At 49.6% G+C, this 15,505-nt stretch carries 15 protein-coding genes; 8 read left to right on the plus strand and 7 right to left on the minus strand.

The annotated features are described in order from the left end of the window. Nucleotides 1-38: 38 nt before the first annotated feature. The 3 genes from NSU00_RS04360 to NSU00_RS04370 all read left to right on the plus strand — a co-directional run bounded on the left by NSU00_RS04360 (nt 39) and on the right by NSU00_RS04370 (nt 2,395). Nucleotides 39-767 carry an AzlC family ABC transporter permease gene (locus NSU00_RS04360; protein WP_445684487.1) on the plus strand — a complete coding sequence of 243 codons (729 nt, stop codon included), beginning with the start codon at nt 39-41 and terminating at the stop codon, nt 765-767. Beyond that, nucleotides 764-1,066 carry an AzlD domain-containing protein gene (locus tag NSU00_RS04365; RefSeq protein ID WP_014095768.1) on the plus strand — a complete coding sequence of 101 codons (303 nt, stop codon included), beginning with the start codon at nt 764-766 and terminating at the stop codon, nt 1,064-1,066. Before NSU00_RS04360 ends, NSU00_RS04365 begins: the two co-directional genes overlap by 4 nt. 81 nt (nt 1,067-1,147) lie before the next feature. Then, nucleotides 1,148-2,395, plus strand: coding sequence for a M48 family metallopeptidase (locus NSU00_RS04370; RefSeq protein ID WP_340702430.1), 1,248 nt, complete (start codon nt 1,148-1,150; stop codon nt 2,393-2,395). A 128-nt stretch (nt 2,396-2,523) separates the two neighbouring features. Here the strand turns inward: NSU00_RS04370 and NSU00_RS04375 are convergent, their stop codons facing one another. Beyond that, nucleotides 2,524-2,757 (minus strand): IDEAL domain-containing protein, encoded by a 234-nt coding sequence (locus NSU00_RS04375; RefSeq protein WP_013858750.1) that lies wholly within the window; start codon nt 2,755-2,757, stop codon nt 2,524-2,526. 190 nt (nt 2,758-2,947) lie between these two features. Between NSU00_RS04375 and NSU00_RS04380 the strand changes: the two genes are divergently transcribed. From NSU00_RS04380 to addA, 4 genes are all read left to right on the plus strand, one after another. Then, on the plus strand, nt 2,948-3,475 hold the full coding sequence (locus NSU00_RS04380) for a competence protein ComK (RefSeq protein WP_019721794.1): 528 nt from the start codon (nt 2,948-2,950) through the stop codon (nt 3,473-3,475). A gap of 127 nt (nt 3,476-3,602) precedes the next feature. After that, nucleotides 3,603-4,394: a TIGR00266 family protein gene (locus NSU00_RS04385; RefSeq protein WP_019721795.1), complete on the plus strand. Its 792-nt coding sequence runs from the start codon at nt 3,603-3,605 to the stop codon at nt 4,392-4,394. A gap of 348 nt (nt 4,395-4,742) precedes the next feature. After that, nucleotides 4,743-8,246, plus strand: a complete 3,504-nt coding sequence (gene addB / locus NSU00_RS04390; protein WP_340702431.1) for a helicase-exonuclease AddAB subunit AddB — start codon at nt 4,743-4,745, stop codon at nt 8,244-8,246. After that, nucleotides 8,224-11,952 carry a helicase-exonuclease AddAB subunit AddA gene (addA, locus tag NSU00_RS04395; protein ID WP_340703480.1) on the plus strand — a complete coding sequence of 1,243 codons (3,729 nt, stop codon included), beginning with the start codon at nt 8,224-8,226 and terminating at the stop codon, nt 11,950-11,952. Before addB ends, addA begins: the two co-directional genes overlap by 23 nt. 103 nt (nt 11,953-12,055) lie before the next feature. On the opposite strand, the gene NSU00_RS04400 is transcribed toward addA, so the two are convergent. From NSU00_RS04400 to NSU00_RS04425, 6 genes are all read right to left on the minus strand, one after another. After that, the gene (locus NSU00_RS04400; protein WP_013858756.1) at nt 12,056-12,274 is read right to left on the minus strand and encodes a spore germination protein; all 219 of its coding nucleotides are present in this window, start codon (nt 12,272-12,274) and stop codon (nt 12,056-12,058) included. Between the two features lie 21 nt (nt 12,275-12,295). Next, nucleotides 12,296-12,733: a spore germination protein GerPE gene (locus NSU00_RS04405; RefSeq protein WP_017553334.1), complete on the minus strand. Its 438-nt coding sequence runs from the start codon at nt 12,731-12,733 to the stop codon at nt 12,296-12,298. Between the two features lie 4 nt (nt 12,734-12,737). Next, entirely contained in the window at nt 12,738-12,917 is a 180-nt protein-coding gene (locus NSU00_RS04410) for a hypothetical protein (protein ID WP_014095760.1), read from the minus strand. Further along, a complete protein-coding gene (locus NSU00_RS04415; protein ID WP_019721798.1) occupies nt 12,892-13,518 on the minus strand; it encodes a spore germination protein GerPC in 627 nt (208 codons plus the stop codon). Before NSU00_RS04415 ends, NSU00_RS04410 begins: the two co-directional genes overlap by 26 nt. A 235-nt stretch (nt 13,519-13,753) precedes the next feature. After that, on the minus strand, nt 13,754-13,984 hold the full coding sequence (locus tag NSU00_RS04420; RefSeq protein ID WP_340703481.1) for a spore germination protein GerPB: 231 nt from the start codon (nt 13,982-13,984) through the stop codon (nt 13,754-13,756). Between the two features lie 13 nt (nt 13,985-13,997). Further along, a complete protein-coding gene (locus NSU00_RS04425; RefSeq protein WP_340703482.1) occupies nt 13,998-14,219 on the minus strand; it encodes a spore germination protein in 222 nt (73 codons plus the stop codon). A 119-nt stretch (nt 14,220-14,338) separates the two neighbouring features. Between NSU00_RS04425 and NSU00_RS04430 the strand changes: the two genes are divergently transcribed. Beyond that, nucleotides 14,339-15,505 carry a DUF418 domain-containing protein gene (locus NSU00_RS04430; protein WP_340703483.1) on the plus strand — a complete coding sequence of 389 codons (1,167 nt, stop codon included), beginning with the start codon at nt 14,339-14,341 and terminating at the stop codon, nt 15,503-15,505.

The raw sequence follows: 15,505 nt of genomic DNA on the forward strand, positions 1-15,505 counted from the left end.
GAATATTGATAATCATTTCAAAGCTGGGGGGATAAAAGTTGGAAGCAGCATCCATGGCGGAGGAAAAAACAGGCAGTTTTAAACCCGGGCTGCAGGCAGGCGCAAGCATTGCGATCGGATACTTTCCCATTGCCCTCACATTCGGCCTGTTGTCTAAAACAACCGGCCTGACGCTGATAGAGACTGTGCTGATGAGCCTGATTGTTTATGCCGGCGCCAGCCAGTATATGGGTTTAAGTTTGATTGCTGCCGGCACAAGCCCGTTTGTCATTATCCTGACCACCTTTGTCGTCAACATCCGCCATTTTCTCATGACTGCCGCTTTGAGCCAAAAAGTGGAAGAACCAAGCAAATGGAAACGCGGATTGTTTGCGTTCGGCATTACGGATGAAACTTTCTCGGTGCTCGCCACACGGAACGGAAAAATACCGCTCGGCTACGGATTTGGCGTCACTTTTATCGCTTATGCCAGCTGGGTCGTGAGCTCCGGGATCGGGTATGTAATCGGAGCCAATCTGCCGCAATTTTTGCAGGCAAGCATGACGGTTGCCTTATATGCGATGTTTATTGGCCTCCTTGTCCCGTCTTTGAAAAAAAGTGTGAAAGTCCTTTTCCTTGCCGCCCTTTCAGCAGTGTTCAACAGCATTTTTACCGGGTACGGCGTCATGGAGGAAGGCTGGTCCATCATCGTATCCACTTTGTTGTCGGCTGTTTTGGTCGAAATGGCGGAAACATACAAACGGAAAAAGCGGGTGAAAGAAAAATGAGCACCATCCTCCTCGTGATTATCGGCATGGGCATCGTGACGTTTTTGCCGCGGATGCTGCCGCTCGTCCTTTTGCAAAACAAAACGCTGCCGCCCTTTTTGGAAGGCATTTTAAAAAATGTTCCGTACGCGATTTTAGGCGCCTTGATTTTTCCAAAAGTGTTTTTGATCCAAAAAGATCCGCTGTTCGGGGTAATCGGCGCGGGAACGGCCATCCTCCTCGCGTTCATCGGCGCGAATGTCATCATTGTCGTGCTCGGGGCGATTGCGGTGTTGAGCTTTTATTCTTTTCTGTTTTAAGGCAAAGCCGTATTGGCTGTTCTAAATGCCTTTTTCCTTGGCTACATATATAGAAGAGGACAAGGAAGGAGTGCATGTGGAGTGAAGATGAAGTGGGCGCTGCGGGCGATTGCGGCATACGTTTTGTTCGGCCTTTTGATGTACTGGTATTTGTTTTATTACGCCGATGCTGCTCTTCCCGCCCAATATAAAGGGACAGCCGCAGATCCCGCTACTTTTATGAGCGGCCGCCAATTGTTTCTAAGCGAAGAATACTCAAAAATCAGGAATCTGCTTTTTTTCCTGTCCGTGCCATATGAGTGGTTGTTTTATTTTTTGGTGCTTGTGCTTGGTATTTCCAAAATGTTTGAAAAATGGGCGGCGGCAGTTTCACATATCCGCCTGATTCAAACCGCGGTTTATTTCTTTTGGTTTTCGCTTGCAGCCTTTTTGTTTACCTTTCCGTTCGATTATTTGTCCCATCGTTTTTCAAAAGCGTACGGCATTTCCGCCCAAAATTTTGCAGGATGGATGAAAGATGAACTGACCGATTTCTGGGTGAATTTTGCCATCATGTTTGCTGTCGTCGCAGTATTGTACGCCCTGATGAAAAAATTCCGGCGGAAATGGTGGCTCCCGGCCTGGCTGCTTTCCATTCCTTTTACGGTGTTTATGATGTTTATCCAGCCGGTCGTGATTGACCCGCTGTATAACGATTTTTATCCGTTAAAAGATAAGGCGCTGGAGGCGAAAATTCTGGCGCTTGCGGAAAAAGCGCAAATTCCCGCTGACCATGTGTACGAAGTGAATATGTCGGAAAAAACAAACGCCCTGAATGCTTACGTCACCGGCATCGGCTCCAACTCAAGAATCGTGCTCTGGGACACGACCCTCAACCGTATGGATGATAAAGAAATTTTATTCGTGATGGCACACGAGATGGGGCATTATGTGGAAAAACATATATATTTCGGCATCGCGGGCTATATGTTGATGATGCTCATCGGGCTGTGGCTGGTTGCCAGGTGGATGAATGCGGTTGGGCGTTGGAAAGGAAGCGGGCGGTGGATGTCCGGGGTTTCCAGTATCAGCTCGCTGCCTTTATTTCTGCTTATTTCCTCGGTTCTGCTCTTTGCGTCGAGCCCGCTTGACAACTGGGCATCGCGCTACCAGGAAATGCGGGCGGACCGTTATGCCGTACAGATGACGCATGATAAAAAGTCCGGCATTGAAACGTTCCAAATTTTAACAAAAGCGGGTTTAAGCGAAGTCAATCCGCCGCTTCTCGTCAAAATATTTCGCTATGACCATCCGACAATACTGGAGCGGATCCGCATGCTGGAAGAATAAGGAATACTGAAAGTGCAGCAGGCGCGGCCTGTTCCGGGCAAAAATCTTTTGGCCGCGCCCTGCACCTGCCATTTTTATGCAAAAGAAAAGCCATGCAAACGGGCCGGGCCTGTTTGCATGGCCTGTATTTATCCAAATTGCAGGTTGATTTTTTTAAGTTCGTTCGTTAAATGCATGAACTGCTCCTCATCGCGGAGATCAAGTACATGGTCAATTTTTCTTAATAACTCTTCTCTTTTTTTGTTCAGCAGGATCTCATTCAGCAACATGTCCGTGTAAATGTGTTCCACAAATTTCTCCATCTGAATCCGGGACTTCGGGCTTTCTTTCGGCACGTCAGAGAAAGATTTTTTGTTTTCCATGTATGATCACCTTTTTCGCTTTTTTTTATTATACAGAGCATTTCAATAAAAAGCAATGTAAAAATTGAATTTTTCTGAAACGATTAACAAAGAAAAAAATGCATATTTTTAAAAAAAGTACTAGAAATGTAGGAAGATTGTACTATAATAGAGAGTGGATCATGAGAAAAATAAAATGGGGGAATGCATTATGCAACATGGACAATTGGACATTCATCCAAACACGATTGCGCTGATTCCTTGTCAGGAGGGGGGAGAAAAAGGGACCAAAATATTGGAAGTGGATCGGGAACGATTTGTGCCGGAACTTCCCCTGAATATCGTGAAAAAAAGCTGCAAATACTTTGGAAGCGATTACGAAGGAAGAAAAAATGCGACAAAAAGCCTGATTCATGTCCGGCACAAGCCGCCGATCCTCGTCGATCCCCATACAGCTACCATACTTTTTCCAACAAAATCGCCCAGCCAGCCGGATTGTATTTGGCTGATCTCCGGGCATATTAAAGACCACACCCCAGAAGGCAAAAAAACTGAAGTGGTTTTTTCAAACAATCAATCACTCGTGTTGCCAATCAGCTATGGATCGTTTATCAATCAGTACCATAAAGCGGCTGCTTTGCAGGTTGCATATGAAATCAACATCCGACGCTCCCGGATGCAATTCTTGAAACAACAGGGATACAGGGCGATGGAAGACAGCGGGCTGTATTGGATTTAAGCCTGGCAGGGAAGGGGGGTCCCTGCCTTTTCGTCCAATAAAACGAACGCTGCACGGGAAATAAAAATGAAACATTGCGAACTGCAAGTCCGTATACAGGGGGAGTGCATTTTGAGGAGGTAGGGAAATGAACAACCACGATATTGATTTTAAACTGGTCGGGGACGACATGCAGTTTGTTGAAGTAGAACTCGACCCGCAGGAGACCGTCATTGCCGAGGCCGGCAGCTTGATGATGATGGAAGACGGCATCCGGATGGAAACGATTTTTGGCGACGGCTCGGGCGGCCAGGGCGGCGGCATTATGGGAAAACTGTTCTCTGCAGGAAAACGGCTGATCACCGGTGAGAGCCTGTTTATGACCGCCTTTACAAACGAAGCCCGTGATAAAAAGCATGCAGCGTTTGCAGCGCCGTATCCGGGCAAGATTGTGCCGATTGATTTAAGCGAACTGGGCGGGAAAATCATTTGCCAGAAAGATGCATTTTTGGCAGCGGCAAAAGGGGTCTCAGTCGGCATTGAATTTCAGCGGAAACTCGGAACCGGATTTTTCGGCGGGGAAGGGTTTATCATGCAGAAGCTTGAGGGAGACGGCTTTGCCTTTATCCACGCTGGCGGCACGATCCAGAAACGCGAGCTCGCACCCGGCGAAATATTGAGGGTGGATACAGGCTGTCTTGTCGCCATGTCAAAGACGGTAGATTATGACATTGAATTTGTCAAAGGGATCAAAACAGCCCTTTTTGGGGGAGAGGGCCTGTTCTTTGCCACTTTGCGCGGGCCGGGGTCGGTCTGGGTGCAGTCGCTGCCATTCAGCCGCCTGGCTAGCCGCGTATTTGCCGCAATGCCGGCAGCGGGCGGTTCGAAAGATGAAGGCAGCATGGCAAAAGGCTTGTTTAATTTGTTTGACGGGGATTAAGAGGTGTAAAAGCACTGCATTTTGCGGGACGTTTCCCGGAACAGGCAGTGCTTTTTTTTCGGCATTATACGTCTGGAAGCAGGAGCGCGCCCTGATGGCGGTTCGCGGCCCCGTCCGGACGGGAAGGGCATCCGGATTGGATAGGAAGGATTTTTCCGGGGGCGGGAACAGGCAGTGTTTTACGTGGAAGCGGGCATCCCCCGGCAGAAAAAAACAGGAAGCATATTTTTTAGGCAAAAATGCTTGATTCATAGCACAATATCCGTTACAATAAAAGAACAAATGTTCCTTGTCCGGCATCTTTCCGGATATGGGGGCCAATGAGCTCATCAAAAGGAAGTGAACCAATTGTCCCTTCGATTTATTACCGGGCGCCCCGGGACAGGAAAGACAACTTTCATCCAACGTGAAATCAGGCAGAAACTGCTTGGCGATCCGGGCGGGGCACCGCTCATTTACCTTGTTCCGGAGCAAATGACTTTTTTATCGGAAACACGGCTTGCGCATGAACCTGAACTGGGCGGGATGATCCGTGCCCAGGTGTACAGTTTTACGCGCCTTGCCTGGAAAATATTGCAGGAAGTCGGCGGGATCAGCCGTACCCATGTATCGAGCAGCGGATTAAATATGCTCATTCGGAAAATTTTGGAAGACCAAAAAGAAGAACTGTCGGTTTTCACGCGGGCGGCGGATAAGACGGGCTTTATTGACAATGTCGAACGCATTCTGACTGAGTTCAAACGGTTTTGCGTCTCGCCCGCACAGCTTCAGGAAAAACGCGCCTCAATCGGGGAAGCGGACGGGGGAAGAGTGCTTTCCGACAAGCTGCACGATTTGGAACGCGTATATCAGGCATATGAGCAAAAGCTGGAAGGCAAATACATTGATTCAGAAGATTACTTAAGGCTGCTTGCTTCTGCCATTGAAAAATCGCGCTATCTCCAAGATGCGGAAATTTATATAGACGGGTTCCATACTTTTAACCCGCAGGAATACCTGGTGATCGGGGAACTCTTGAAAAAATGCCGCCGCGTTACGGTTGCGCTCACAACGGACCGGGCTTTCCGCGGGAGGCAGCCGGATGATTTATACTTGTTCCGGATGCCGGGAGAAGCCTATGCACATATCTATGAACTGGCGCGCGCCTTTCAAATTGAAACGGAAGAAGACGTGGCGCTGTATGAACCGGCCCGTTTCAGGCATGAAAGTTTGCGCTTTTTGCAGTCCCGGTTTGAAGAACTGCCGTTTCCTTCTTTTCCGGGGGAAAGCAGCATCGAGATCTGGCAGGCGAACAACCGGCGGGCGGAAATCGAAGGCGTTGCCCGTTCTATCCGTGAAGCCGTCATGGAAGGCAGCTGCCGTTACCGTGATATTGCCATCCTTGTCCGCAACGGGGAGGCCTATCAGGATTTAATCGAAACGGTTTTTTACGATTATGATGTGCCGTATTTTATCGACAGAAAACGGCCGATGCTGAACCATCCGCTCATTGAACTGATCCGTTCGACTTTGGAAATCATCCGCGGCAACTGGCGTTATGAACCGGTTTTCCGTGCCATCAAAACAGAATTGCTGTTTCCGCCTGGAGATGCCCGCACGTTGCGTGAAAAAATGGACCGGCTTGAAAACTATTGCCTGGCTTACGGCATCCAGGGAGAACGCTGGACGAGCAGAAAAAGATGGGAATATAGGCGGATCCGAGGCCTCGAACTGGAAAACCTTCCGCAAACGGATGAGGAAAGAAAAATCGAACAGGAACTGAATGAACTCAGGCTTCTGGTCACAGCGCCGATTTTGCGCCTGTCGCGGCGTTTGAAGCGCGCCCGCACCGGAAAAGCGCTTTGCGAAGCGTTGTATCTTTATCTCGAAGAATTGGAGATTCCGGAAAAACTGGAAGCGCTCCGGCTTGAAAAGGAAGAAGCGGGGGATCTTGTTGCTGCCAGGGAACACGACCAGGCATGGGATGAAGTCATGGGCGTTTTGGACCAGTATGTTGAAATCCTTGGCGATGGACCTGCTGATGTTGGGAAATTCTCTGCCATTATGGAAACCGGGCTTGAGTCATTAAAATTTTCCATTGTTCCACCGGCTTTGGACCAGGTGCTCGTGGCGAATCTGGAACAGTCCCGGCTGTCCGATGTCAAACTGGCGTTTATTATCGGGGCCAATGACGGGATCATGCCGGCGAAAATTTCCGAAGATGGCGTTTTAAATGATGAAGAGCGTGAATATTTGCGGCTGGAAGGGCTTGAAATCATGCCCGGCAGCAAAAGGCGCCTGCTGGACGAAGAATTTATTTTCTACCGGGCATTGACGACGCCGTCTGAAAAACTGGTTCTCTCTTTTCCGCTTGCCGATGAGGAAGGGAAAGCATTGCTGCCGTCCCCGTTCATCAACCGGATAGAGGACATGTTCCCGGCCCGCGGCGGCGGATTATGGGTAAATGACCCGGCGGAACTGGAAGAGAAACAGCAAGCCGCATACATTTCCCATCCGGCGGCTGCTATTGCTTTTGTCACTTCGCAGCTGCAGCTGAAAAAAAGAGGGTATCCCATGGCCGACTTCTGGTGGGATACGTATAACTTTTATATGGAGAACCCGGAATGGAAAAATCGGGCAGCCCATGCTTTTTCCAGTTTGTTTTACCAAAACAAAGCCCGGAAGCTCTCCGAAAAAACGAGCCGGGAACTGTACGGCGACCATATCCTTGCCAGCGTATCGAGAATGGAGCAGTTTTTCGCCTGCCCGTTTTCCCATTTTTCGACATACGGGCTGAGGCTGCGGGAACGGGATGTGTTCCGCCTTGATGCGCCGAATATCGGGGATCTTTTCCACGGCGCATTGAAATGGATTTCCGATACCCTGCAGCGCGAAGGCATTCCGTGGTCAGAGATGACAAAGCAGCAAAGCATGGAGCTTGCAAAAGCGGCAGTGGACGACCTTGCCCCAAAATTGCAGCATCAAATCCTGCTCAGTTCGAAACGCTACCAATATATTAAAAGGAAACTGGAACAGGTTGTCGGAAGGGCTTCTTATATTTTAAGCGTCCATGCGAAACGAAGCGGCTTTGAACCGGTCGCGATGGAACTCGCTTTCGGGCCGAAAAAAGAGCTTCCGCCGCTTTCATTTACATTGAAAAACGGGGCGAAAATGGAGCTGCAGGGCCGGATTGACCGTGTCGACAAGGCAGAAAGCGAAAACGGTGTGTACGTCAGGATCATCGATTACAAATCAAGCGCGCACAAGCTTGATTTGACAAATGTGTATTACGGCCTTGACCTGCAAATGCTCACCTATCTGGATCTCATTATGACGTATTCGAAACAGCTGACAGGTGAAGAAACGATTCCGGCGGGCGTTTTGTATTTCCATCTTCATGATCCGCTGATTTCGGCGGAAAAAATGCTGACGGCTGAAGAAATTGAAGAAGAAATTTTAAAAGACTTCCGGATGCGGGGGCTGTTGCTGGACAGCCCGGAAGTGATCACATTGATGGACCAGTCGCTTGAATCCGGCAACAGTGCGATTGTGTCGGCAGGTTTGAAAAAGGACGGCCAATTAACGGCCCGGTCCGAAGTGGCAAGCAAAGAAGACTTTGAAGCGATCCGCAGCTATGTGCGCAACATTTACACAGAGGCCGGCAATGCGATCCTGTCCGGCACGACGGATATCGCGCCTTATAAAATAAAAAAACAGGCGGCGTGCACATTCTGCCCGTTCCGTTCAGTCTGCCAGTTTGACCAGTCGATGGAAGAGAACAATTACCGCCTCATTCACCCGGAAAAACCGGAAGAAATCCTCGCCAAAATGAGAAAGGAGCGCAGAACAGATGAAAACAGCCATTCCGGATAAACCGGCGAATGCCGTCTGGACGGATGACCAATGGAAAGCCGTCATGGCAAAAGGGCAGGACATCCTCGTCGCGGCGGCTGCCGGTTCAGGAAAAACAGCCGTGCTCGTGGAAAGAATTATCCAAAAAATATTGGATGATCACGATCCGCTCGACATTGATGAACTGCTCATTGTCACTTTTACCAATGCCGCGGCTGCGGAAATGCGCCACCGCATCGGTAAAGCGATCGAGGAGGCGATCAGCAGCCGCCCGGATTCGCATCATTTGCGGAAACAGCTGAGCCTGCTGAATAAAGCGCCGATTTCCACGCTGCACGCCTTCTGCCTTGAAGTGATCCGAAAATATTATTATTTGATTGACATCGACCCCGGATTCAGGATCGCCGATGATACAGAAGCCGAACTTCTGCGCGATGAAGTGCTGGATGACCTCTTTGAAGCGGAGTATGCGAAAGAGGGAAATGACCTGTTTTACCGCACAGTGGATACATTTTCAAACGACCGCAGTGATGACGAGCTCCAGCATCTGATCCGGAAGCTTTACGACTTTTCCCGTTCCCATCCGGATCCGTCTGCATGGCTTGATAAAATGGTCGAAATGTATGATGCCGGGGATGTGGAAGAGGTGGACAGCCTTCCGTTTATGGCAGCGGTGAAAGAAGATATCCACCTCCAGCTGCAGGCTGCAAAAGACATGCTGGAGGAAGCGTATGGGCTTGCTTTAGAGCCGGGCGGGCCTGCGCCAAGGGCGGAAAATTATCTAGATGACATAAAAATTGCAGACAGATTGCTTGCGGCCATTCACGGTCCCTGGCAGGGGCTTTATGAAGAAATGAATGCATGGCACTTTACACGCGCCAAAGCGTGCAAAGGGGAGGCATATGAAGAGGAACTCGTTAAAGCGGCCGATGATTTGCGGAAATCTGCAAAGAAAACACTTGAAGGTTTAAAAAAAGACTTTTTCTCAAGGAAGCCGGCGTCTTTCCTGAAAGACATGCAGGAAATGCGGCCGGTGATTGCGGAACTTAGAACGCTCGTGAAAAAATTTGCGGACGCATACGGCGCGGTAAAAGCAGAAAAAGGGATCGTCGATTTTTCGGACTTGGAGCATTTTTGCCTGGACATTCTTGCTAAAAAAAATGAAGACGGCGCCCTCATCCCATCAGAAGCGGCCAAAGCTTACCGGCAGCAATTTAAAGAAGTGCTGATTGACGAATATCAGGATTGTAATATGGTGCAGGAAACGATCATGAATCTTGTGGCAAAAGGGGCGGGATTTGACGGCAACCGGTTTATGGTCGGAGACGTAAAACAAAGCATCTACCGGTTCCGGCTTGCTGAGCCGAACCTGTTTTTAAAAAAGTACCGGGATTTTGATCCGGAAGGCCGGGATGCAGGCCTCAGAATCGACTTGTCGAAAAACTTCCGCAGCCGCAAAGAAATTCTCGACGGCACGAATTTTATTTTTAAACAAATCATGGGCCTAAAGGTGGGCGAGATTGTCTATGACGGCCAGGCTGCACTTGTGGCAGGCGCATCTTATCCGGAAGGGGATCATCCGGTCAAAGTGGCATTGATTGACCAGGCCGATGAAGCCATCGAGGAGGAAGACGCACCGGATGAAGAAACGCTGGACCGGGCCGAATTGGAACAATCCCAGCTTGAAGCCCGTTACCTTGCCCGTGAAATAAAAAAACTGATCGGCGAAGAACAGGTTTACAATCCGAAAACCGGCACATCCCGCCCGATCCGGTACAAAGATATCGTTATCCTGATGCGTTCCATGGCATGGGCGCCGACCATAATGGAAGAGTTGAAACAGGCGGGCATCCCGTTGTACACGGAACTTTCAACCGGTTATTTTGACGCGACGGAAGTATCCATCATGCTTTCTTTATTAAAAGTAATTGACAACCCGTATCAGGACATTCCGCTTGCAGTCGTGCTCCGTTCCCCGATTGTCGGGCTCGATGAAGAAGCGCTTGCCCTTATCCGCATCCATGAAAAGCGGGGTCCGTATTATGAAGCGGTGAAAAAATTTATAGCAGACCGGCCGGATCCTGAGGAAGAAGAAGCGCATGAGAAAGTGTCCAGATTCATGGAAAAATTGTCGGTGTGGCGGTCTATTGCAAGGCAGGGGGATTTGTCCTCCCTCATTTGGCAGCTGTACCGGGATACGCAGTTTTATGATTTTGCCGGCGGACTGCCCGGAGGAAAGCAGCGGCAGGCCAATTTGCGGGCTTTGTATGACCGGGCCCGGCAATATGAAGAAACGTCTTTCAGGGGGCTGTTCCGGTTTTTGCGTTTTATCGAACGCATGCAGGAGCGCGGGGATGACCTCGGAACAGCGAGGGCATTGAGTGAACAGGAAGATGTTGTCCGCCTGATGACCATCCATGCAAGCAAAGGGCTCGAGTTCCCGGTCGTGTTCGTGGCAGGCCTCAACAGGAAATTTAATATGCGCGATATCAGCCAGGCATTTCTTCTTGATAAAGATTTCGGGTTCGCCTCAAAGTACATTCATCCGGAAAAACGGATCACATACCCGTCCTTGCCGCAGCTTGCCTTTAAAAGAAAGAAAAAGCTGGAAATGCTGGCTGAAGAAATGCGCGTCTTGTATGTCGCGCTCACAAGGGCAAAAGAAAAACTGTATTTGGTCGGGACGGTGAAAAATCTGGGCAAGCGCCTGGAAAAATGGGGGAAAACGAGGCGGCAGGAAGGCTGGCTGATGCCAGACCATCTGCGCGCAGCGGCCGGCACTTATTTGGACTGGATCATCCCTTCGCTTAGCAGGCATGCGGACGGAACAGCGCTTTTCGGGGATGCCGGCCGGGTGGTGCTGGATGATCCGTCCAAATGGCAGATCGCCGTTTTGCCGAAAGAACAGTTTGCCGATATGCCGGAACCAGAACAAGTTGGGGAAGCAGACTGGCAGCATCAAGTGAAAGCCGGCCTCCCGGTTGCGGCGGAGTCCGCATATAAAGCGCAAGTTTTCGGGCGCTTAAGTTTCCGGTACCGCAATGAGCCGGCAACATTCCGGCGTGCCAAACAATCGGTATCGGAATTGAAACGGATGCATGAAGAGCATGATGAAACGAATGACACCCGGTTTATTCCGAATGCGGAAAAACATATCTTTGACCGCCCCCGTTTTATGCAGGAAAAATCGACCACGCCGGCCGAACGCGGGACAGCGATGCATATGGTGATGCAGCATATCCCGTTTGATGCGCCGCCGACTTATGCTTCCGTTGAAGCACTGGTTGAAGAGATGGTGAAACAGGAGCTGCTCACGGAAGAACAGGCGGATGCCATTGCGGCTGAACAGCTTGTCCGCTTTTTTGAAACGGATATTGGCCGCCGTGTCCTTGCAGCCGGCCGGGTGATGCGGGAAATGCCGTTCAGTTTATCCGTTCCCGCTGCGGAAATTTACCGAGATCCATCCCTTGCGGAAGAACATGTCCTTATCCAGGGCATATTTGATTGCGTGGCAGAGGAAAAAGACGGCCTCGTATTGCTCGATTTTAAGACAGACAATATCCACGGCAGGTTTAAAGGCGGATTTGAAGAAGCAGAGCCTGTCCTGCGCAAACGTTATGAAGTCCAGCTTGCCCTTTACTCAAGGGCGCTGGAAACCATTTTAAAGAAAAAGGTAAAAGAACAATACTTGTATTTCTTTGATGGCGGGCATCTTCTTCAAATTTAATCAAGAATGGGCCCCCCTTTAAGGGGGACCCATTTTTGCTATCGCTAATGCAACATATAAAGGCAACGAAGCAGCGGCAAATTTGCCTGCCCTTTCCGCCTTCTTAATGGTTTCCTGCAGATGGCTGGTCGACAACACTGCCGTTAGCCGTATTGTTTGCACTGAGCGCGTTGTTTGTAATGACAAATGCGGAAGTGGAAAGAGAACCGGAGCCGGTAGATGTTTTTGAACTTGTTTTCGGTGAGATAACAGCTGTGTCTCCAAAATGGACAATGCCGCTTCCAACATTATAGATTTGTAACGGGCCTACAATGGCCGGCATTTTGATCACCTGCTTTCCGGATTAATCTGGCATAACATTGCTTTCCTGGCTGACGGCAACGGTGCGCGGGAGAACTCGGCCGCCAAGCTTCAGAATATTTGGGTCTAGCTGACGGGTATGGTGGACCCTTGATTCAAGGGCGATTGATTTAGTGCTTCCGATTTGCATGACGGTTGAAGTCGACATCCCGATGATATCTACATTCGAAACTTTTATGACCGGATTTTCTTGGTAAACCTGAAACCGGATTTGTTCTGTTACCGGCGGAATCGGAACGGCCAGGCTGAAAATGGGAAAAGTTTGAAACGGCGCTTCAAATCCGTAGTACAATTCCTGCTGGCGCTGGATCGCAAGGACGGTGGCAGACATCTGGATCCGCTCGGAGTCTCCAACAATAACGTTCGATCCAAATATGACGGTTTTGACCCGGAGCGTATCCACAAAGGAGTTTCTTTGCATTCTGCTATCCCCTCGGCACAAACGGCACGTACGGGCTGATAATCAGGGATTCCGGCGGCGTATCAAAGGCCGCTCCCTGCTGAATCGTTTCCGTATCGCCAATGAGGAAAACCGAGGCACTTGAAATTCCGATAATTTGGACATAATCCACACAGATTTCACGGTTTGTGACGTTCAGTTCCATCGCTGGCACCTCCGTTCATTTGCGGCGGCAGATGGGAAATAAACACTTGTACGGCATGCGCCATATCCGCCTTGATTTGCCCGAGCAATTTGTCAAACCATTCGCCTTCAACGGGCCCGGTCGGATTGATCTGGTTGATATAATAATCAATGCGCTGCGGAAGTTGGTTTTTTAAGTCATTTTTTATAAAATTATGATATTCTTGATTTAGACGGACTTTGAATTGCCGCTCATTGTCGGTGATCGTTGTTGGGAGTTCTTTTTCCAAATATTCCACCAGTTTTTCGGTAAGCGCCTGTTTTAAAGCAGCACGGTGTTCATTGTTGGCATGGGGGATGCCCTGCGTTTGGGGGATGGCGGCATCCTCTATGCTGGACAGGTCAGACGGATTAATGCCGATATTCAAGGTGCCATCCAGTGTTTCGATTTTCAGCTGGTCAAATGCATATTCGATCCGGTCCACCCGGACAGGCGGCCTTGCTTTCAGCTGCTCAATCTCCTCCATGAGGGAGGCAAGCGTCTTTTCCATTTTCGCCAACTTCGCTTCATGGTGTTGAAAGTATTGGTAAAGCTGCCGGAGTTCGGCAAAAAGGTCTGGCATTCAAAAACCCCCTTCTGGCTTAAAGCCCGACAGTGACCGCCGGCTTGGATCGGAACGAAACCTGAGCTTAAAGCAAAGCATCGGTGTGCAGCGTCAATGCTGAACCTAACGCAGGGTCCGGAAAGAACATGCAGGTTCAGCACACGTGTACATACCTGAAGTTGCTGCCGTCTAAATGTGGCCGGAAAGAAATACCGGTTTCAGCATAACGTCGGGAAAACCGGGACCGCGCTTTCTATCTTGAGCTTGAAGCGGCAGCGCCGGACTGCATGGAAACTGTCACATTCGGATTATAAGGCTGGTCTGCAGCGGCAGAAGGAGCCGGCGCGGAAAAATTCCCGGTATTATACAAATAAGCTGCCGGCTTGATGATGCCGGACGTGCCGATTTGAAAGACGGAAGAATTTGTAATGCCGCCGATCTTGATCATGCGGATGTGGATGCTTTGCTGCACGTAGAGATTCATATGTTTTCACCCGTTACAAATTAAAATAGTTTCCCTGGTCAATGGCATCAAAATCATACGTATTTGTATTTGACTGGCAGTTTGTAATGGACAGGTTTTCACCCGTGTTAAAGGACCCCGCCCCGGCAAACGTTTTGGAACTGGCAACCGGCTGAATCAGGAATACGTCACCGACATTAAAGACGCCGCTTGATCCGATACTGATAATTTGGACGGCGCCGACAAAACCGGGCATGGCGCGCACATCCTTCCTTGGTCAGTGGCAATTGACTTTTTCATGCTTCATTGTATGAAAAAAACGAAAAAAGGGTGATTCATCCGCCTAACGGGCAAAAACAAAAAAGGAGCGTTGCAATGGCTGAATGGGCGCCAATCCATGAAAAACGGCGGAATTCTGCAATTGACATATTGAGGGGATTTTCCCTTTTTGGCATTCTTATGGTAAATATGCTTTCTTTTCTGTCCCCTTATCTTTATATAAATCCGTATGACTGGTTCAAAGCGGAGGATCGGGCAATCGTGACATGGATTGAGGTATTTTTCCAGTCCAGTTTTTATCCCGTTTTTGCGTTTCTTTTCGGATATGGGCTGATGGTGCAGAAACAGCGGGCGGAAAGGGCAGGGGTCGAGGTTTATAAGTTTCTTTTCCGGCGCCTTACCGTTTTGCTCGTTCTCGGCCTTGCCCATGCATGGTTCATCTGGCCGGGGGACATTTTAGCGGCTTATGCGGTCTTTGGCATGATGCTTTTGCCCTTTCTGAAACAGGGAGGGAAAACTTTGATTTTTGGCGGGGCTGCCCTCTTTTTTATCCCGCATTTACTCATAAGCTTTTATCTGATGGTGATGGCCATCCGGTCGCCGGACGCTTCACTCCTGTATACCGACTGGCGCAATGCCGCCGCTTCATTGCAGGTGTATGCAAACGGGAGCTTTATGGACATTACGAAAAGAAGGTGGCTGGACTGGTATGCGGTATACGGCCCTCCCGGCACATGGCATGCTTTTCTGTCAGTTTTTCCGCTGATGATGGCGGGGGCGGGCGTTTGCAGGGAAGGCTGGCTTACAAAGGGGAGGATTCCGGCAAAAAAATGGCTGCTGTTTTTTTGCTGCTGCTTTGTTTTTGGCCTGTTTTGCAAACTGTTGCCGCTTATTGCCGCCCCCATCCTGCCTTTTCTGTATATCCGGGAGACGATCGGCGGCGCCGTTTTAAGCGGTGCTTATGTTGCACTCGTTGAGCTCTGTGTGAAGCACCGGCTGGCGGATTTTCTCAGGCCGGTTGCAATGGCCGGGAGGATGCCGCTTTCCAATTACATCAGCCAGTCTGGTTTAGGCTCTTTGATCTTTTACGCTTATGGACTCGGGCTTTACGGAAAGTTGTCTGTGCCAAGCGGGGTATTGCTTGTTGTTTTGTTTTTTCTTATTCAAGTGCTGGTTTCCGACATTTGGCTGCATCGCTTCCGCTACGGGCCGCTTGAATGGGGCTGGCGGCAACTCAGTTATCGAAATGACAAAAAAGGATGA

It is taken from the genome of Weizmannia sp. FSL W8-0401 (genome assembly GCF_038009125.1).
Classification (GTDB): domain Bacteria; phylum Bacillota; class Bacilli; order Bacillales; family Bacillaceae_C; genus Weizmannia; species Weizmannia coagulans.

Coding starts and splice junctions, on each gene's coding strand:
- NSU00_RS04365 (WP_014095768.1), top strand. CDS start 764: ATGAGCACCATCCTCCTCGTGATTATCGGCATGGGCATCGTGACGTTT.
- NSU00_RS04375 (WP_013858750.1), bottom strand. CDS start 2,757: ATGGAAAACAAAAAATCTTTCTCTGACGTGCCGAAAGAAAGCCCGAAG.
- NSU00_RS04380 (WP_019721794.1), top strand. CDS start 2,948: ATGCAACATGGACAATTGGACATTCATCCAAACACGATTGCGCTGATT.
- NSU00_RS04385 (WP_019721795.1), top strand. CDS start 3,603: ATGAACAACCACGATATTGATTTTAAACTGGTCGGGGACGACATGCAG.
- addA (WP_340703480.1), top strand. CDS start 8,224: ATGAAAACAGCCATTCCGGATAAACCGGCGAATGCCGTCTGGACGGAT.
- NSU00_RS04400 (WP_013858756.1), bottom strand. CDS start 12,274: ATGCCGGCCATTGTAGGCCCGTTACAAATCTATAATGTTGGAAGCGGC.
- NSU00_RS04405 (WP_017553334.1), bottom strand. CDS start 12,733: ATGCAAAGAAACTCCTTTGTGGATACGCTCCGGGTCAAAACCGTCATA.
- NSU00_RS04410 (WP_014095760.1), bottom strand. CDS start 12,917: ATGGAACTGAACGTCACAAACCGTGAAATCTGTGTGGATTATGTCCAA.
- NSU00_RS04415 (WP_019721798.1), bottom strand. CDS start 13,518: ATGCCAGACCTTTTTGCCGAACTCCGGCAGCTTTACCAATACTTTCAA.
- NSU00_RS04420 (WP_340703481.1), bottom strand. CDS start 13,984: ATGAATCTCTACGTGCAGCAAAGCATCCACATCCGCATGATCAAGATC.
- NSU00_RS04425 (WP_340703482.1), bottom strand. CDS start 14,219: ATGCCCGGTTTTGTCGGCGCCGTCCAAATTATCAGTATCGGATCAAGC.
- NSU00_RS04430 (WP_340703483.1), top strand. CDS start 14,339: ATGGCTGAATGGGCGCCAATCCATGAAAAACGGCGGAATTCTGCAATT.